Source organism: Mesorhizobium huakuii (genome assembly GCF_030160235.1).
Classification (GTDB): Bacteria; Pseudomonadota; Alphaproteobacteria; order Rhizobiales; family Rhizobiaceae; genus Mesorhizobium; species Mesorhizobium huakuii.
The window spans coordinates 1-18,108 of record NZ_BSNY01000034.1 but is presented as its reverse complement, the minus strand read 5'-3'; the positions used below and the strand labels follow the sequence as shown (position 1 = coordinate 18,108).

The 18,108-nt window shown below is 64.2% G+C and carries 13 protein-coding genes; 10 read left to right on the top strand and 3 right to left on the bottom strand.

What is annotated here, in order from left to right:
- Positions 1–106: 106 nt before the first annotated feature.
- Entirely contained in the window at positions 107–4,177 is a 4,071-nt protein-coding gene (locus tag QQK95_RS17550) for a peptidoglycan-binding protein (RefSeq protein WP_284274955.1), read from the bottom strand.
- A gap of 453 nt (positions 4,178–4,630) precedes the next feature.
- Here QQK95_RS17550 and QQK95_RS17545 point away from each other — a divergent pair, with 453 nt between their 5' ends.
- From QQK95_RS17545 to QQK95_RS17510, 8 genes are all read left to right on the top strand, one after another.
- Positions 4,631–5,092 (top strand): MerR family transcriptional regulator, encoded by a 462-nt coding sequence (locus QQK95_RS17545; protein WP_284275381.1) that lies wholly within the window; start codon positions 4,631–4,633, stop codon positions 5,090–5,092.
- A 294-nt stretch (positions 5,093–5,386) separates the two neighbouring features.
- The gene (locus tag QQK95_RS17540) at positions 5,387–7,198 is read left to right on the top strand and encodes an acyl-CoA dehydrogenase (RefSeq protein ID WP_284274953.1); all 1,812 of its coding nucleotides are present in this window, start codon (positions 5,387–5,389) and stop codon (positions 7,196–7,198) included.
- Between the two features lie 102 nt (positions 7,199–7,300).
- Complete coding sequence (locus QQK95_RS17535) at positions 7,301–8,470, top strand: acyl-CoA dehydrogenase family protein (RefSeq protein ID WP_284274952.1); 1,170 nt, start codon at positions 7,301–7,303, stop codon at positions 8,468–8,470.
- A 33-nt stretch (positions 8,471–8,503) separates the two neighbouring features.
- Complete coding sequence (locus QQK95_RS17530; RefSeq protein WP_284274951.1) at positions 8,504–9,712, top strand: acetyl-CoA C-acetyltransferase; 1,209 nt, start codon at positions 8,504–8,506, stop codon at positions 9,710–9,712.
- 14 nt (positions 9,713–9,726) lie between these two features.
- Entirely contained in the window at positions 9,727–11,946 is a 2,220-nt protein-coding gene (locus QQK95_RS17525) for a 3-hydroxyacyl-CoA dehydrogenase NAD-binding domain-containing protein (RefSeq protein ID WP_284274950.1), read from the top strand.
- 9 nt (positions 11,947–11,955) lie between these two features.
- The gene (locus QQK95_RS17520) at positions 11,956–12,501 is read left to right on the top strand and encodes a thioesterase family protein (protein WP_284274948.1); all 546 of its coding nucleotides are present in this window, start codon (positions 11,956–11,958) and stop codon (positions 12,499–12,501) included.
- Between the two features lie 126 nt (positions 12,502–12,627).
- Complete coding sequence (locus tag QQK95_RS17515; RefSeq protein WP_284274947.1) at positions 12,628–13,266, top strand: S24 family peptidase; 639 nt, start codon at positions 12,628–12,630, stop codon at positions 13,264–13,266.
- 9 nt (positions 13,267–13,275) lie between these two features.
- Entirely contained in the window at positions 13,276–14,136 is an 861-nt protein-coding gene (locus QQK95_RS17510; RefSeq protein WP_407660578.1) for a thermonuclease family protein, read from the top strand.
- Here the strand turns inward: QQK95_RS17510 and QQK95_RS17505 are convergent.
- Positions 14,102–15,748: a lysine--tRNA ligase gene (locus tag QQK95_RS17505; RefSeq protein ID WP_284274945.1), complete on the bottom strand. Its 1,647-nt coding sequence runs from the start codon at positions 15,746–15,748 to the stop codon at positions 14,102–14,104. The two genes, QQK95_RS17510 and QQK95_RS17505, sit on opposite strands and share 35 nt — an antisense overlap.
- A 157-nt stretch (positions 15,749–15,905) precedes the next feature.
- Here QQK95_RS17505 and QQK95_RS17500 point away from each other — a divergent pair, with 157 nt between their 5' ends.
- Entirely contained in the window at positions 15,906–16,319 is a 414-nt protein-coding gene (locus tag QQK95_RS17500; protein ID WP_038644445.1) for a tellurite resistance TerB family protein, read from the top strand.
- A gap of 31 nt (positions 16,320–16,350) precedes the next feature.
- Here the strand turns inward: QQK95_RS17500 and QQK95_RS17495 are convergent, their stop codons facing one another.
- A complete protein-coding gene (locus tag QQK95_RS17495; RefSeq protein WP_284274942.1) occupies positions 16,351–17,202 on the bottom strand; it encodes a transporter substrate-binding domain-containing protein in 852 nt (283 codons plus the stop codon).
- Between the two features lie 260 nt (positions 17,203–17,462).
- Between QQK95_RS17495 and QQK95_RS17490 the strand changes: the two genes are divergently transcribed.
- Positions 17,463–18,108: helix-turn-helix transcriptional regulator (locus tag QQK95_RS17490; RefSeq protein ID WP_284274941.1), on the top strand; the 646-nt coding region annotated here is incomplete at its 3' end.

Genomic DNA, 18,108 nt, shown 5'->3' with positions numbered 1-18,108 from the left:
ACGCGGCGGCGGGGTCAAACCCCGTCGCCGCGCCGAAACAAAAAATATCTCAATCAGTTAACAGGCAAATGTGTGGCAAGAGCGTCGTGGAAACGACGCTTCTCTGTTATTTGCGCGCCAGCAGCGCCCGCACCAGTTTTTCATCGACGGCGCCTGTCGCCGGCAGCTTGTTGTCGGTCTGGAAAGCGATAATCGCGTTCTTGGTCTTCTCGCCCATGACGCCGTCGGCGCCGCCGGCATCATAGCCGTTCTTGTTGAGGATGAGCTGGATGTTCTTGACCGCCTTCTTCATGTCGATGCCGGCGGTCGTCTGCGGAGTACCTTCCTGCCAGGACTCGGGAATGTCGGCCGAATTGGTCGCCGCATTGAGCGGCTTGGCCTTCCACAGCTCGGTCGCGGCGCGCGCCCGCTCGAGCTGCTCGGGCCGCAGCGCATTGGCGATCTCGTCGCGCTTGGCGGCCGCGTCCTTGTCGCCGGTCTTGGCGACGAGAGCGAACCATTTATAGGATTCCTCGAGGTTTTGCTTCATGCCGACGCCCTTGGCGGCGAGGATGCCGAGATTGAACTGGCTGTCCTTGACGCCGAGGTCGGCGGCCTCCTGGAACCAGTGCGCGGCCGATTCATTGTCGGTCACGCCATCGGCGGCCATGGCGAAAAGCACGGCCAGATTGTGCATGGCGCTAGCATTGCCCTGCTCGGCGGCCATCTGGTACCAGGTCTTCGACTTCTTGATGTCGCGGGCGACGCCGATGCCCTTCTCATAGAAATTGCCGATGCGGTACTCGGCCGGCGCGAAACCGAGTTCCGCTGATTTCTCGTACCATTTGGCCGCTGCCGCCATGTCTTCCTTGACGCCGCGCGATTCCGCGTAGCGCGAGCCGATCTCGAACAGCGCCTTGGCGTCGCCACCAGCGGCGGCATCGCGCAGCGCGGCAGGGCCGGCATCGGCCGGAATGTCGAACTTGGCCGCGGCTGCTGTCGCGGGAGCACCTGCCGGCGCCACGGCGCCGGTCGTGTCCTTGGCAATGGCCTCGTTGGCCGCGGCCGGCTGGGCATCGGTATTCGTCGCTTGCGAACCGCCGGCAACAGTGGCCGGCTCGGAAGCCGTTGCATCCATCGGGGTCGTGGCGATAGGCGCAACTGGCGCCGGAGCGGCCGAAGCCATCGCGTCTGAAGCGGCAGTGCTTGGGCCGGAAGAGGCGGTTGAAGCAGCAGGCGCCGCAGCGGGCTCTGCAACCGGCGCCGTATTCGCCATTGCGTCCGTGTCCGACGGCATCGCCAGGGCGGCCTGCGCCACCATGTCGTCCTTGGTCGCGGGCGCGGATTGTTCGGCCTGCCTGACGGCACGGGCTGGCGCGCTGTCCGTCGCCGCCGGCTGGGCTTCCGTCTTCGGCTGGCTCGCCGTGTCGACGGATGCCGTCTGCACTGGCTGCGCGGCGACGATCGGGGCGGCTTCGTTGCTGGCCACCTGGGCGGGATCCGAGAGGAACGCCTTGCCGAGCTGCAGTCCGGCAAGCGCCAGCATGATCGCTGCCGCCGCCATCAGGATCGGCTTGCGCCGCGCCTTGAGCAGATCGCCGATCCTGAGCGCCTTGACCGGGCCTTTCACCGTCGACTGGCGCTTCAGGGCGTCGGCCTCCGCGGCGGCGGCCTGCGCCGCGCGCCGCGCGGCTGCGATGAAATCCGATTTCGCGGCATCGCTTTCGCCAAGCTTTGCCGGCTGGCCACGCTCGTCGCGAACCCGCTTCATGATGGCATTGAGGTCGGGCGCGCCGGAGCCTGGCTCCAGCGGGCGGTTGGCCACCTTCGGGTCGAGCGGCTCGTCAAGGTCGACAGTCGGAATATCGCTGCTCGGCGCCGAACCAGCCAGCGGCGGGAGGTCCGCCGCCTTCCTGCCCTTGAAGGCGCGGGCCAGCCCGCCAAACATCGATTTGCGGCCTGCCGGCTGGTCCTTCTCGGCGATGGAGTCGGACCCGAGCGCGGCCATGGCGGCAGCCGCGGCGGCTTCCGCCGGCGAGCGGGTGCCCAGATCGCTGCGCGGACCCTGTTCGTTACGCATTATGGCGGCGGCGCGGCCATCGAGATCGGCCATGTCGCCGGTCAGCGGCATCGGCTCGTCGATATCCATCGACGGCGCTTCGACAGCCATCTTGGCGGTCCGTGCACGGCGCTTGCCGGCCACCTCGTCCTGGCGCGTGTCCAGGAGTTCGCTGATCGCTTCGGACGGTTCGTTGGTTTCCAGCGAACCCAGCCTGTCGACGATCTTGAGCAGCGTGTCGTGGATGGCCTCGAAAGTTCGCGAATTGCGCTCGTCGGAACGCCGCGTCAGCGTTTCCAACGTCTTCAGGTCCTGGGCGAGTCCGGAAACCGCCGAGGCGTTGGCATTCGATCCCGCAAGCGAACGCACCGCGTTCTCGGCCGCTTCGCGTGCCGCGCCGAGGATGGAATCGCGGGTCCCGGCCAGCGCCTTCTCGATCTCGTCGAGGCGCGGGCTGATGTCCTCGAATTCCGGCAGTGGCGTGCTGGGCTTGGACAGATGGGCGGACAGGCCGGCGACTTGCGCCTCCAGGCTGCGGATCAGCGCCGGATCGATGCCGGCCACCTGGGCCGCCGAGGCGTCGAGCCGGCTGGAAATATCCTCGAGCCGGCTCTCCAGTCCACGGATCGCCGCTTCGCCGGCGGGATCGGCGGCGCGCGTCTCCATGCGGGTGGCGAGCGCGGTGAAGCGGGCGTCGATGGCTTCCATGATGCCGGCGCTGTCGATCTGCGGCGCGAGGCGATGGTCGAGCCGGTCGGCAACCTCGTCGAGACGGCGCTCGAGATCGCGAAACAGCATGTTGCCCTGTTCGATGGCATCGCCCTGGCGGCGTTCCATCATGCCGGACAGCACGTCGAAGCGTTGCTCGAGCCCGTGGAAGATGTAGTCGGCGTCGGGCATGGCCGGCGCCTGGTCGATCTTGTCGGCAATGAGGGTGATCTGCTTGGCCAGCCGTTCCATCGCCTGTTCGGGCAAATTGGCCCGGCCGGCGAGTTCGTCGACGCGGCTCGACAGCGTGCTCAGGCGATCCATGACCGCGTTGCCGGGGCGATCCTGCGCCACTTCCTCGATCTGCCGGGCGAGCGAGTCGATGCGCTTCTCGATGCGGTCGAAGGCTTCGTGGTCGACCGAATTGGCCTGTGCCGCGACCGTCGAGGCAACGATGGCACGGGAAATCTCGTCCAGCCGCTCGTCGATCATGGCAAGCGTGTCACCGCCGCGGTTGTCCTGCTGGCCCGCGAAGTGTTCGACGGCGCCGGCCAGCGTGCGCACCTTTTCCTCGAGCGAGCGCAGCGACAGCGATTCCGGCAGATTGTTGACGGCGTTGCTGATCTGCTCCAGCCGGTCGGTCAGCGCCGCAAGGGCGGGGTCGTCGGAACGTTTGCGCTGGTCGGCGTCGACGCGGTCTTCGAAAGCCGTCCAGCGGCGATCGAAATCGTCCCAGCGGCGATCGACCTTCTGCACGCTCTCCTCGCGCGCCAGCGTGTCGAGCGCGGCCTTAACCTGCTCGAGCTCCAGCCGCAGCATGTTGACGCTTCTGTCGTCGCTTTTCTCCGACAGCGACTTGATGGCGCCGGAAAGCCGTTCGAATTCGACGCCGAGTTCGGCGCTGCCCTTGCTCGCTGTGCCGGGCCTGGCGTTGGCCTGGAAGGCGCGGTCGATATCCTTGCGCAGCGTATCGAATTCACGCTGCAGTCCCGATGTCATTTGGTGGCGCAGTTCCTCGCGCATGCCGCGCAGTTCGCCGGCGATCTTGCCGACCATGGCGACGCTGTCTTCCTGGCCGCGCACGCGGTCGATGTCACGGGCGATGGCCTGGTAGTTCTGGTCGAAGCTGGGGGCCGGCGCCGGGGTCTGCGGGCGCGCTGCCGGCCGCGGATCCTCATACCAGCGCTGCTGAGCGGTTGGCTGGGCGGCGGGATAGCGCGGGTCGACGGCGGGATAGCGCGGCTCGGTGGCCGGATAGCGCGGGTCGGCGCCGTATTGGTGCGGAGCGGGACGTGCCGTCACCTCCTCGCGGGTCTGCCCCAGCCGCTGTTCCAGCGTCTCCAGCGAGCGGTTCAGTTGCTCGAGCGTGGTCTGCGGCTTGCGCTGCCTGCCGGCGTTGAGTGTGTCGAGATAGGACCGCTTGCTGTTCATCGGTGCGTCCGTCTTTCAGATTGGCCGGCTTGCGACCAGCTCCCCAAGTCCCTGCCGGAACGAGGCGACCGCGCTTTCACGGTGGAAGACAAGCTTCCCGGGGGTTCACCCGCGCTCCGAAAAACCGTGAAAAATTCGATACAGGATAAACACGGGTAGCCGACGCGCCCACATTTCCCCCAACGTGGTAAACAAGGCGTTAACCAAGCTTAAGAAGTTGGAAGGAAGTTCGCTGTCGCTGTCCACGGTGCGGCATAAAGCACCTTCACAGAACGCCCCTTGCGTCATGAGGCGGCTATCGGTATAGAATTGACGTAAACGTAAAAGGCGCATTTGTGTGTGCTGTTTGCGATTTTGTTTGTCGAAACCACGGCCGGAAGCACGCCCCCGCTTCCAGTCAGGCGACGCATGGTCCAGGACCGCGACGCCACCAGACGGGGAAAGCCAGTGACCATGAAGCTTATCTCGGCCGGCGAGACCGCGGCCAATACCAATAATGCATCTGTCGAAGCCGGTGAGGACCTCGCCCGCATCGGCGAAATGGCCAAGAAATATGGCGTGACGCTGCGCACGCTGCGTTTCTACGAAGACAAGGGCCTGCTCAACCCGCAGCGCGACGGCTCCACCCGTCTCTACACGCGCCGCGACAAGGCCCGGCTAAAGCTGATCCTGCTTGGCCGCAAGGTCGGGTTCTCGCTGCGCGACGTCAAGCAGATGATGGACCTCTACGATCCCACCGGTTCCAACACCAAGCAGCTGCGGCTGGCGCTGGACAAGTCGGAGAAGCAGCTTGCCCGCCTGCAGAAGCAGCGGGCGCTGATCGACGATGCCATCAACGAGCTCTCGGGCTCAATGTCGGCGGTGCGCCAGATGTTGGCCGAGCGCACGGCGCCGCAGGCGAGCGTCGCGAGCTGAAGCATCTACCGGTTCCGACTCCGTCGGAGTCTTGACCATCAAAGCCGCGTGGCTCTGCCGCGCGGCTTTTTCTTTGCCTGTATCAGCCCAACTGGTTCCGTCGACGCCGGCCTGCATGATGTCGCGCCGCCAGTCTCACCAAGCAGGGGTTGGGCGGGAAATCTTGTCGCATCGAAAAAATTGACGTTTACGCAAACGTCAATTTTTGCTATCCCGGCTTCAACACGGGTCCGTATGCTGCCCTGACACGAATTCGGGGGCTTTCGGATCAGGTCCGCAGGGTGGAGAAAAAGCATGCCGACATACAGGGCTCCGGTCCAGGATACGCTGTTCGTACTCAACGAGGTGCTGGGCTATCAGCGCTATTCGAACCTTCCCGGATTTGCCGACGCCACGCCCGACGTGCTGGAGGCGATCCTGGCCGAAGGCGCCAAGCTTGCCGAAAACGTCATGCATCCGCTCAACCGCGTCGGCGACATGGAAGGCTGCGTGCGTCACGAAGACGGCTCGGTGACCACGCCCAAAGGCTTCAAGGAGGCCTTCGACCAGTATCGCGAAGGCGGCTGGATGGGGCTGGCGGCGCCGGTCGAGTTCGGCGGCCAGGGCCTGCCCTATGCCGTGCACACCGCCGTCGCCGAATACATGGTCTCGGCCAACATGTCGCTGATGATGTATCCGGGCCTGACGCAGGGCGCCATCGCGGCGATCATCACCCACGGCACCGACGAGCAGAAGGCCAAATGGCTGCCGAAGATGGTCGAGGGGTCCTGGACCGGCACCATGAACCTGACCGAGCCGCATTGCGGTACCGATCTCGGCCTGCTGCGCACCAAGGCGGTGCCGAACGGCGACGGCACCTACAAAATCTCAGGCCAAAAGATATTCATCTCGGCCGGCGAGCACGACATGTCGGACAACATCGTCCATCTCGTGCTGGCCCGCATCGAGGGCGCGCCGGAAGGCGTGAAGGGCATTTCGCTGTTCATCGTGCCGAAGCTCAAGCTCGATGCATCGGGCAATCCGGGCGAACGCAACACGCTCTCCTGCGGCTCGATCGAGGAGAAGATGGGAATCCACGGCAATTCGACCTGCGTCATGAACTATGACGAGGCCGAAGGCACGCTGCTCGGCGAGGAGAATGGCGGCCTCAAGGCGATGTTCACGATGATGAACGAGGCCCGCCTCGGCGTCGGCCTGCAAGGGCTTTCTCTGTCGGAGATCGCCTACCAGAACGCCGTCGCCTACGCCAAGGACCGCTTGCAGGGCCGTTCGCTGTCTGGCGCCAAGGCGCCGGACAAGAAGGCTGACCCGATCATCGTCCATCCCGACATCCGTCGCTCGCTCATGACCATGAAGGCCTTCAACGAAGCCGGCCGCGCGCTGGCGCTGTGGACGGCGATCAAGTCCGACATCGCGCACCGCTCCGCCGACGACAAGGACCGCCAGGCCGCCGACGACTACACCGGCCTGATGACGCCCGTGGTCAAGGGCGTGCTCACCGACAAGGGTTTTGACCACGCCGTCATGGCCCAGCAGGTGTTCGGCGGTCACGGCTATATCGAAGAGCACGGCATGAGCCAGTTCGTGCGCGATGCCCGCATCGCCATGATCTATGAGGGCGCCAACGGCATCCAGGCGCTCGACCTCGTCGGCCGCAAGCTCGGCTTGAATGGCGGCCGCGCCATCCAGGCCTTCTTCAAGGAGGTCGGCGAATTCTGCGAGGAAAACCGCTCCGACGACAAGATGACGCTCTTCACCAAGGGGTTGAAGAAGGGCCTCAACGACCTGCAGGCGGCGACCATGTGGCTGGTGCAGAACGGCATGGCCAAGCCCGACAATGCCGGCGCGGCCTCGACCGACTATATGCATCTCTTCGGCCTTGTGGCGCTCGGCTACATGTGGGCGCAGATGGCCAAGGCGGCTCAGGACAAGAGCGGCGCCAACGGCGCCCCATCTTTCCATGAAAACAAGGGGGCCTTCTACGACAACAAGGTGGTGACGGCGCGCTTCTTCATGGAGCGGATCATGCCGGAGACGTCGGCCCATCTCGCCCGCATTTCGAGTGGCGCGGACACGCTGATGGCCCTGCCGGCGGAAGCGTTCTAAAGATGGTTGCCCTCTCCCTCGAGGGGAGGGTCGGTTGAGGCCAGCGTGACATGCGCCGACCTCAACTCCGACGATGCGCTCTGGGAGGAGTAACATATCCAAATGACCAACCCCGCCGAAATCCTTGGCCTTCCCAAGCCCGCCTGGGCGGCGGACGAGGTCGGCATGCTCTACGACATGGCAACCCGCTTCATGTCGGAGGAGATCGCGCCGCGCTACGACGAGTTCGAGAAGAACGAGATGGTCGACCGCGAGAGCTGGTTGAAGGCTGGCGCCGCCGGCCTGCTCTGCGCCTCGATGCCGGAGGAATATGGCGGCTCCGGCGGCACCTTCGCGCATGAGAGCGCCATCATCGAAGCGATCGGCCATGTCGGCGTCGACGGTTTTGGCATCGGCCTGCACAATTCGATCGTCGCGCCTTACATCCTTCACTACGGTTCGGAAGAGCAGAAGAAGAAATGGCTGCCGAAGCTTGCCACCGGCGAGATGATCGGCGCCATCGCCATGACCGAGCCGGGCGCCGGTTCCGATCTGCAAGGCGTCAAGACGCGGGCCGAAAAGGACGGCAACCAGTACAGGATCAATGGTTCCAAGACCTTCATCACCAACGGCCAGCTGGCCAACTTCATCATCGTCGTCACCAAGACCGATCCTGAAAAGGGCGCCAAGGGCACTTCGCTGATTGTCGTCGAGACCGACGAGGTCGACGGCTTCGAGCGCGGCCGCAACCTCGACAAGATCGGTCTGAAGGCCAACGACACGTCGGAACTGTTCTTCAACGACGTGCGCGTCCCGACCTCCAATTTGCTCGGCCACGAGGAAGGGCAGGGCTTTATCCAGCTGATGCAGCAATTGCCGCAGGAGCGGCTGCAGATCGGCACCGGCGCTATTGCCATGATCGAGCGGGCGCTGGCGTTGACCATCGAGTACGTCAAGGAACGCAAGGCCTTCGGCAAGGCGATCATCGACTTCCAGAACACCCAGTTCAAGCTGGCCGAGCTCAAGACCGAGGCGACCATCGGCCGCGTCTTCTACAATGATTGCGTCGCCCGCCACATCAATGGCGGGCTCGATCCGGTGACGGCCTCGATGGCCAAGTACTGGTTGAGCGACCTGCAGGGCAAGGTCGTCGATGAATGCCTTCAATTGCATGGTGGCTATGGCTACATGAATGAATATCCGATCGCCCGCATGTTCCGCGACGCTCGCGTCCAGCGCATCTACGGCGGCACCAACGAGATCATGAAATTGCTGATCGGACGCTCGCTCTGAGAGCGGCGACCGGCAAACCCAAGGAGCACGAAAATGGCTGAGGCTTATGTCTATGACGCCGTGCGCACGCCGCGCGGCAAGGGCAAGAAGGATGGGTCGCTGCACGAAGTGCCGGCGGTGCGGCTTGCCGCCAAGACGCTGGAAGCGCTGCGCGACCGCAATGGGCTGGACACCGGCAACGTCGACGACATCATCTTCGGCTGCGTCGATCCGGTCGGCGAAGCGGGTTCGGTCATTCCGCGCGCCGCCGCCTTCGAGGCAGGCTATGACACCAAGGCGCCCGGCATGCAGATCTCGCGCTTCTGTGCCTCGGGTCTCGACGCCATCAATTTCGGCGCCGCCAAGATCGCGCAGGGCGCCGACGAGATCGTCATCGCCGGTGGTGTCGAATCCATGTCGCGCGTCGGCATGGGCGCCTCCGGCGGTGCCTGGTTCATGGACCCTTCGGTCGGCCTGCCCGGCTGGTTCGTGCCGCAAGGCATCTCGGCCGACCTGATCGCCACCAAATACGGCTTCTCCCGTGACGACGTCGATGCCTATGCCGTCGAGAGCCAGAAGCGCGCCGCCAAATCCTGGGCCGACGGCCGCTTCAAGAATTCGGTCATTCCGATCAAGGACCAGAATGGGTTGACCATCCTCGACCATGACGAGCACATGCGGCCTTCGACCGACATGCAGTCGCTGGCTTCGCTCAATCCGTCCTTCGTCATGCCAGGCGAAATGGGCGGCTTCGACGCGGTCGCGGTGCAGAAGCACCCCGAGGTGGAAGAGGTCAACCACGTCCATCACGCCGGCAATTCGTCCGGCATCGTCGATGGCGCGGCGGCCGTGCTGCTCGGCTCGAAGAAGGCCGGCAAGGCGATGGGCCTCAAGCCCCGCGCGCGCATCCGCACCTTCGCCAATATCGGCTCCGAGCCGGTGCTGATGCTGACCGGCCCGGTCGATGTCACCGAGAAGCTCCTGAAGCGCGCCAAGATGAAGCTGTCGGACATCGATCTGTTCGAGCTCAACGAGGCCTTCGCCTCGGTGGTGCTGCGCTACATGCAGGCCTTCGAGATCCCGCACGACAGGATCAACGTCAATGGCGGCGCCATCGCCATGGGCCATCCGCTCGGCGCCACCGGCGCGATGATCTTCGGCACGGTGCTGGACGAACTCGAGCGCCGCGATCTGAACACCGCGCTGGTGACGCTGTGCATCGGTGCCGGCATGGGCACCGCAACGATCATCGAACGCGTCTGACGGGGAGAGAAACAATGAGCTACATCAATTTCACCCTCGACACCGACGCTGACGGCATTGCGCTCGTCACCTGGAACATGCCGGATCGCTCGATGAACGTGTTCACCGAGGAGGTGATGGGCGAACTCGACAAGATCATCGACCAGGTGGTGGCCGACGCCGGCATCAAGGGTGCGGTGATCACCTCAGGCAAGGACAGCTTCTCCGGCGGCGCGGATCTCACCATGCTGCAGAAGATGCTTGGCGTGTTCGCCAGGGAAAAGACCAAGGATCCGGAGAAGGCGGCAAAGCTGCTGTTCGACAATGCCGGCCGCATGGGCGGTCTGTGGCGCAAGCTCGAGACATCAGGCAAGCCTTGGGTATCGGCGATCAACGGCACCTGCATGGGCGGCGCCTTCGAATTGTCGCTGGCCTGCCACGGTCGCGTCGCCGCTGATTCAGACAAGGTCAAGATGGCCTTGCCGGAAGTCAAGGTCGGCATCTTCCCCGGCGCCGGCGGCACCCAGCGTGTGCCGCGGCTGACCGATCAGCAGCAGGCGCTGCAGATGCTGACCTCCGGCCAGAATCTGTCGCCGCAGAAGGCGAAGGCCATGGGTCTGATCCACGAGATCGCCGAGCCGGCCAAGCTGATCGAGACGGCAAAGGCCATGATCAGGAACGGTCTGAAAGCCGTCCAGCCCTGGGACGAGAAGGGCTTCAAGCTGCCCGGCGGCCAGATCTATTCGCCGGCCGGCTTCAATCTCTGGCCGCCGGCCATCGCCATCCTGCGTCGCGAGACCTATGGCAACTATCCGGCCGCCGCCGCCATCCTGAAATGCGTCTATGAAGGCCTGCTGGTGCCGTTCGACACCGCGCTCAGGATCGAACAGCGCTACTTCACCGAGGTCATGCAGACCAGGGAAGCGGCGGCGATGATCCGCTCGCTGTTCGTGTCGCTGCAGGAGCTGAACAAGGGCGCCCGCCGCCCGGCCGGCGTGCCGGAAACCAAATTCAAGAAGATCGGCATTCTCGGCGCCGGCTTCATGGGCGCTGGCATTGCCTATGTCACGGCCAAGGCCGGCATCCCGGTGGTGCTGCTCGACCGCGACATGGAGTCGGCCGAAAAGGGCAAGGCGCATTCGGACGGCCTGGTCTCGGATCAGGTCAAGAAGGGCCGTGCCAAACCGGAGGAGAAGGACAAGCTCTTGTCGCTGATCACGCCGACAGCCGACTATGCCGACCTTGCCGGCTGCGACCTCGTGGTCGAGGCGGTGTTCGAGGATTCGGCCGTCAAGAAGGCAGCCACCGAACAGGCGGAAGCCGTGCTGAAGTCGTCCGCGATCTTCGCGTCGAACACCTCGACCATTCCGATCACCTCGCTGGCGAAGAATTCGGCGCGGCCGAAGAATTTCGTCGGCATCCACTTCTTCTCGCCGGTCGACAAGATGATGCTGGTCGAGATCATCCTCGGCAAGAAGACCGGCGACAAGGCGCTGGCGACCGCGATCGACTTCGTCCGCGCCATCAAGAAGACGCCGATCGTCGTCAACGACACGCGTGGCTTCTACGTCAACCGCTGCGTGCTGCGTTACATGTCGGAAGCCTACAAGATGCTTATCGAGGGCGTGCCCGCGCCGATGATCGAGAATGCGGCGAAGGCCGCCGGCATGCCGGTCGGTCCCCTGGCGCTGACCGACGAGACGGCGATCGACCTCGCCCAGAAGATCATGAAGCAGACCATCCGGGATCTCGGTGACAAGGCCGTCGACCCCAAGCAGATGGCGCTGATCAACACCATGGTCGACGATCATGGTCGCTTCGGCCGCAAGAACGGCAAGGGCTTTTATGACTATCCGGCCAAGCCCGCCAAGAAGAAGCTGTGGCCGGGGTTGAAGGACCTCTATCCGCAGCTGGCGGCCGAGAAGGTCGACTATGAGGAGCTGCAGCAGCGCCTGCTGGTCACCATTGCGCTGGAAGCGGCGCGCGTGATGGAGGAGGGCATCGTCACCGATCCACGCGAGGCCGACGTCGGCTCGATCCTGGCCTTCGGCTTCGCCCCCTACACTGGCGGGGCGCTGTCCTATATCGACGGCATCGGCGCCAAGGAATTCGTCAAGATCGCCAAGGGCCTGCAGAAGAAATACGGCGCCGAGTTCAAGGCGCCCAAACTGCTCATCGACATGGCCGAGAAGGGTGACACTTTTTACGAACGCTTCGACCCCTACGCCAAGGGCGACGTGAAGCAGGCCGCCTGACGCAGGGTCATGTATGTCTGGGCGCGCATGGCGCGCATGCTGGCCACGGCGCGCAGCCGTGGCCCCTATATGATGGGCGGTGAGAGCCGGCTGGCCTTCCGCTGCCTGCCGACCGACATCGATTTCAACGTCCACCTCAACAATGCGCGCTACATGATGCTGGCCGATCTCGGCCGCATCGACCTGTTCGTCCGTGCCGGCCTGATCACGCTGGCGCGCAAGAATGGCTGGGCGCCGATGATGGGCGGGCTGCAGGCGGTCTACGCACGCGAGATCAGGCTGTGGCGCCGCTTCGAGGTGGTGTCGTCGATCGAAACCTGGGAGGGCAGCCAGGCCATCGGCAAGCACCGTTTCGTCTTCGACAACGGCGAGACGGCCGCCTTGATCCTGACGACCGCCGGCGTCTACGACCGCAAGGCGCGCAGCTTCCTTGAGATTGACGAGGTCGTCGCCGCGCTTGGTCGCTCGGTCAATCCGCGTCCGCCGACCGAGGCCGAACGGATTTTCATGACGTCGCACCAGGGGCTGCGCGGCCTGACCAAAGGAACCGGCTGACCAGCGGAGATCATCATTTCCGCAGCTTTCACGAAGGTGTGCCGTCTGAGCGCGTCCGGTGGACAAACCGGGATGCAGAGACTAGAAGGAAAAGGCATTTTTTCCTGTCTGGAAGGAGAGCACGACATGCTCTCGCACGACCGCGTCTGGGCCGCCATCGATGCTCTTGCCGAGCGTTATTCGCTTTCGGCGTCAGGTCTGGCGAGGCGCGCTGGCCTCGATTCGACCGCCTTCAACAAGTCGAAGCGCCTGTCCTCGGATGGCCGGCCGCGCTGGCCCTCGACCGAATCACTGGCCAAGATCATCGAGGCGACGGGTGCCTCGCTCGACGAATTCACCGGGCTGATCGAAGGCCGCATGGGTGCCGCGCCCGCCCACAGGCGCTCCGTGCCGCTGCTCGGCTTTGCCCAGGCCGGCGCCGGCGGCTTCTTCGACGATGCCGGCTTTCCGGCCGGGCAAGGCTGGGAGTTGGTCGAACTGCCGGCGCAATCGACCGAGAGCTCCTATGCGCTGCAGGTGCAAGGCGATTCCATGCTGCCGCTTTACCGCAATGGCGACGTCCTCATCGTCGAGCCGGGCGCTATCACCCGCAAGGGCGATCGCGTCGTCGTCAAGACCACGTCGGGCGAGGTGATGGCCAAGGTGCTCGAGCGCCAGACTGTCAAATCGATCGCGCTGGTCTCGCTCAATCCCGATCATCCCGACCGCGATATCCCCATGCGAGAGGTCGAATGGGTGGCGCGGATTGTCTGGGCAAGCCAGTAGGTCGGGCTGGTGCGGATTCCTCATCTCATTCTGGCGGTTGTGATGGTCCCGGTGATGGCGGCTCTGGTCGTCGCCGGCGGCCGCACGCTGAAAGGAAGCCAAAGCACTGTCGCGGTGGATCAGATCGATCCCGGCGCGGACACGATCTCTCAAACCGGCACCGATGCCGCGCCTGACGAGCCGGCCACGTCAGCCATTCCCGCGCCGGCCGCTCCGCCACCGCCGAAGCCGGCGCTGCATTCGCGGGCGATCGATCCGGATGTCGTCGCGCCGCCGGAACTGCCCGCGGGCGAACTCGAGCGGGTCGAGCCGCGCGAGCCGCTGAGCAAGCTGGCGCTGGCCATGCCGCCCAAGCCGAAGATGCCAGATGACTGGAACGGCACGAAGCTGTTCCAGCCGGTCGCGACGGCCGCCGGCCTGATCGAGGCGAAAGGCTATTCGGTCGCGATTTCCGGCATAGACGCTGTGCCACAGGACGAGACCTGCACCACCGACGGCAAGTCCTGGCCGTGCGGTATCCGTGCGCGCACGGCGTTCCGCGCTTTCCTGCGCGGCCGCGCCGTGGTCTGCACGGTGCCGCCCGAAGGCGGCCGCGACCGCATCGCGGCGGAGTGCCGGATCGGCAAGCAGGACGTCGGTCAATGGCTGGTCGACAATGGCTGGGCGCGTGCCGCCAAGGGCGGACCCTATGTCGAGGCCGGCGAGAAGGCGCAAAGCGCCAAGAAGGGTATTTTCGGACCGGCGCCGAACCTGGCCGGCATATCGGCGGTGCCGCCCGCGCCAGCCCCGGCGCCTCAGGCGCCGGGTTCGATCCTGGAAGAGGTCGACGGCGCCCTCAAGCCAGCTGACCAGCCAGCGCCTGCTGAATGAGCGCGCGGGTCTCGGCGACGCCGTAGAGCGCGGCGAACGAGCCGAAGCGCGGACCGCGTTCCTGGCCGATGAGCACCTGGTAGATCATCTGGAAGAAAGCGCCCGAAACACCCGGGCCACCCTCCGGGCTCTGCTTGGAATGATCCTGATAGCGTTCGATCTTGCGCGCCACGTTGAGCGAAGCGTTCTGGATCGCTTCGCCGCCGGCGTCCGCCGGCAATGCGCCAAGTGCCGCGTCCAGGGCCTCGAGCGCCTCGCGCTCGACCTCGTCGGCCGCACGGAAGGTCTTCGTCGGCCGCACGAAATCGTCGAAATAGCGGATCGCATGGCCGACCAGCTGGTCGAGTTCCGGGTGCGTCTTCGGCGTCACATTGGTCGCGTGGCGCGAGATGAAGCCCCACAACACGTCCTTGTTCTGCGCGTTGGAGGCGCTGACCAGGTTGAGCAGCAGCGAGAACGGCACCGGCATGTCGATTGCCGGGGGATTGCCGTCATGCATGTGCCAGACCGGATTGCCCAGTCGCTCCTTCCAGTCCTGCCTGGGGTAGGCGGCCAGGAAGGTGTAATATTCGTCCACCGCCCTCGGAATGACGTCGAAATAGAGCTTCTTGGCCTGCCGCGGCCGCTGGTACATATAGAGCCCGAGGCTTTCGGTCGGCGCATAGGTCAGCCACTCGTCGATCGTCAGGCCGTTGCCTTTCGACTTCGAGATCTTCTGACCGTTCTCGTCGAGGAACAGCTCGTAGACGAAATGCTCCGGTGCGCGCCCGCCCAGAATGTTGCAGATACGGTCATAGACCACCGCGTTGGTCTGGTGATCCTTGCCGAACATCTCGAAATCGACGCCAAGCGCTGCCCAGCGCATGCCGAAATCCGGCTTCCACTGCAGCTTCACCCGGCCGCCGGTGATCGAAAGCGTGGTCTCGGTGCCTTCATCGTCGAAGGTGATGGTGCCGGCCTTGGCGTCGACATGCTTCATCGGCACGTAAAGCACGCGGCCGCTCTTTGGCGAAATCGGCAGGAACGGGCTGTAGGTCGCCTGCCGCTCCGGCCCGAGCGTCGGCAGCATCACCGCCATGATCTTGTCGTAGCGTTCGGCGGCGCGCAGCAGCATCGCGTCGAAACGGCCTGACTTGTAGTACTGCGTCGCGCTGGCGAATTCATAGTCGAAGCCGAACGTGTCGAGGAAGCGGCAGAGCATCGCATTGTTGTGGTCGGCGAAGCTCGCATAGTCGCCGTCGAACGGATTGGGAACCGAAGACAGCGGCTTGTGCAGATGCGGCTCAAGCGCCGCGCGATCCGGCACGTTGTCGGGGATCTTGCGCATCCCGTCCATGTCGTCGGAGAAGCACAGCAGCTTGGTGGCGATCTTGTCTTGCGTGAGCACGCGGAACGCATGGCGCACCATCGAGGTGCGCGCCACCTCGCCGAACGTGCCGATATGCGGCAGGCCGGATGGACCGTAGCCGGTCTCGAACAGGATCGTTTCGGGAAAGTCGCTGCCTTTGTAGCGCTCGATGATCTTTTTGGCTTCCTCGAACGGCCAAGCCTTGCTCTCGGCCGCTGCCGCCAGCAGTTCGGGATTGAGATCGATTATGTTTGATCCCGCCATGGTCGTGTTTTCCAAATTGTTCGCCGGTATGGTCGCAGTGTCGATTTTCAACCGGTCCTCTAGGCGCGCATGGCCGGAGCGTCAACGCGTGGGGCGCTTTTTCCTTGCGACCTTCGATCCCCGTTCCTACCTTCGAAACCCGTTCAAGGAGTAAAGAATGCCGTCGCCGACCCCGCACGAAGCCCTGATCTACCTGATGGTCATCACCTCGGCCTCCGACCGCGACATGACCGATGTCGAGCTGGCCAGGATCGGCGACGTTGTCCGCTCATGGCCGGTGTTCGAGGATTTCAAGCAGGATCGGCTGGTTCCCGTCGCCCAGGCTTGTCAGAAGCTCTTGCATGAAAAGGACGGCCTGGAGGGTGTCCTGGCCCAGATTGCCGAAGCCCTGCCTGAGCGCCTGCGCGACACCGCCTATGCCGCCGCCTTCGAAGTGGCCGCCGTCGATCTCGAAATGCGCATGGAGGAAGTGCGGGTGCTGCAGTTGATCCGCCGTAAGCTCGATCTCGACACGCTGACCGTCGCCGCCATCGGCCGCGCGGCCAAGGCGCGGCTGCGCACGCTGACCTGAGCAACTCCAGAAAAACCTGACCGGGACCGGATCAAAAGAAGCTGACCGGGAAATAGCGCAGGTAGAATTCGGCGAAGGTGCCTTTCATCGAAATCTCCTGCAGCGCGTAGTCGAGTGCCTCGGCCAGCGCCGGATTGTCCGCCCGTGTAGCGATGGCCATGCCGGTGCCCAGATATTCGGGCGCCAGATAAGGACCGCCGGCAAAACGGCAGCAGCCGGCCGCGTCCGAGCCACCCAGCCAGAAGGCGAAACGCATGCCGTCACCGAAGGCGGCATCGATCTTGCCCGCCTTGAGATCGCTGTAGAGGGCTTCCGGTCCGTCGAAGGAGACGATCTGGACCGTGTTGAAATAGTCGCGCAGCATGCGCTCATGCGCCGAGCCGGCAATTACGCCGACGCGCTTGCTGCGCAGCTTGTCGAAAACCGGCTCGGCAAACGCCTTGTTCTTCGGCGTGATGAAGCGTGCCGGAAACTGCAGATACGAGCGCGAGAAGGCGTATGTCTGGCGTGATTGCGGCGTCGCGGCGATGCCGGCGATGATCGCTTCACCTTCGCCTTTCTCGAGTGCCCCTTCAAGCTCGCGCCAGGGCAATGCCTGGATCTGGCATTTGTCGGCAATGCCGAGTTCGGCACAGATGGCGCGTGCCAGGTCGATGTGGAAACCCGACAGCTTTCCCGCGCCATCGAGGAAGTTGAAGGGCGGAAAATCCGTGGTCGTCAGGAATCGCAGCCGTGGCAGTGCTGAGAGGTCGGGCTTCGGCAACCGTTCCTTGGCGTCCCACAACACCGGCACCTGCGGTTCGGCCGCGCGTACCCCGGGAGCCAATGACAGCGCCGCGATCAACAGCGACGCCAGGACCGGGAATCTCCATTGGAACGCCACGATAGAACTCCGCCGCACTCGTATTCGCACCGGTTTTGGTACGAAAATGGTACAGGCACAATGGTTTTTGATTTCAACGCGCCAATTTCAGGCTATGCTTTACTACGTTTGCAAGCAGCGGTGGCTGCCTTGGTTTGGGGACCAGGGTCGAGAACCACAACTGAGAATGTGCGCCTTGCAATCCGTGGTCGGTGGCCAAATGCAGACAACGCGTGGACCATTGATCTCAATGCATGAGGCAACATGGGGTTGATGTTGCGATGAGTCAATTTGATCGTACGCTGGAATACATAGACCAACTGCAGCACGCCGGAACGGCGGCGGCGGTCTGCGAGAAACTGTTGGGCATAACGTCGGATTTCGGTCTGACCGCGCTGATGGCGGGAACCGTCCCACAGCCAGGCACGCCGGCCGGACAGCAAAAGCAGCATGTGCTGCTTTGCGACTGGCCTGTCGAATGGCTGGAGCGCTACGTGGCGCGCAACTATGTCGACCACGATCCGGTGGTCAGCCACATGAAGCAGCTGCAGGCGCCGTTCCAGTGGCGTGAAGCCGCCCAGGGCATTAGCTTCGACAAGAGCAGCGGCGAGGTGATGGGCGATGCCGGCGCCTTCAAGCTGCGCGACGGACTGGCCTTCCCGCTGATCACGCTCGATGGCCAGATTGTCATGGTGTCGCTGGGTGGCGAGGCCGTGCAGCTGTCGGCTGCCGAGTTCGGCCTGGTGTCGCTGGTCTCGACCTATGCCGTTGGCCGCGCCATGCAAATCCACACCATGGCGGCCAAGACCATCGACCATATCGAGCTGACCCCGCGCGAGCGCGAATGCCTGCAATGGGCCGCCGTCGGCGGGACTGTCAGGAATTCCGTGTGCGGGCGGGCTGTTGAACATTATGCAGCCATTGCCC

Excerpts from the sequence above, each read along its gene's own strand:
- QQK95_RS17550 (WP_284274955.1), bottom strand. The coding sequence starts at position 4,177 with ATGAACAGCAAGCGGTCCTATCTCGACACACTCAACGCCGGCAGGCAG.
- QQK95_RS17545 (WP_284275381.1), top strand. The coding sequence starts at position 4,631 with ATGAAGCTTATCTCGGCCGGCGAGACCGCGGCCAATACCAATAATGCA.
- QQK95_RS17540 (WP_284274953.1), top strand. The coding sequence starts at position 5,387 with ATGCCGACATACAGGGCTCCGGTCCAGGATACGCTGTTCGTACTCAAC.
- QQK95_RS17535 (WP_284274952.1), top strand. The coding sequence starts at position 7,301 with ATGACCAACCCCGCCGAAATCCTTGGCCTTCCCAAGCCCGCCTGGGCG.
- QQK95_RS17530 (WP_284274951.1), top strand. The coding sequence starts at position 8,504 with ATGGCTGAGGCTTATGTCTATGACGCCGTGCGCACGCCGCGCGGCAAG.
- QQK95_RS17525 (WP_284274950.1), top strand. The coding sequence starts at position 9,727 with ATGAGCTACATCAATTTCACCCTCGACACCGACGCTGACGGCATTGCG.
- QQK95_RS17520 (WP_284274948.1), top strand. The coding sequence starts at position 11,956 with ATGTATGTCTGGGCGCGCATGGCGCGCATGCTGGCCACGGCGCGCAGC.
- QQK95_RS17515 (WP_284274947.1), top strand. The coding sequence starts at position 12,628 with ATGCTCTCGCACGACCGCGTCTGGGCCGCCATCGATGCTCTTGCCGAG.
- QQK95_RS17505 (WP_284274945.1), bottom strand. The coding sequence starts at position 15,748 with ATGGCGGGATCAAACATAATCGATCTCAATCCCGAACTGCTGGCGGCA.
- QQK95_RS17500 (WP_038644445.1), top strand. The coding sequence starts at position 15,906 with ATGCCGTCGCCGACCCCGCACGAAGCCCTGATCTACCTGATGGTCATC.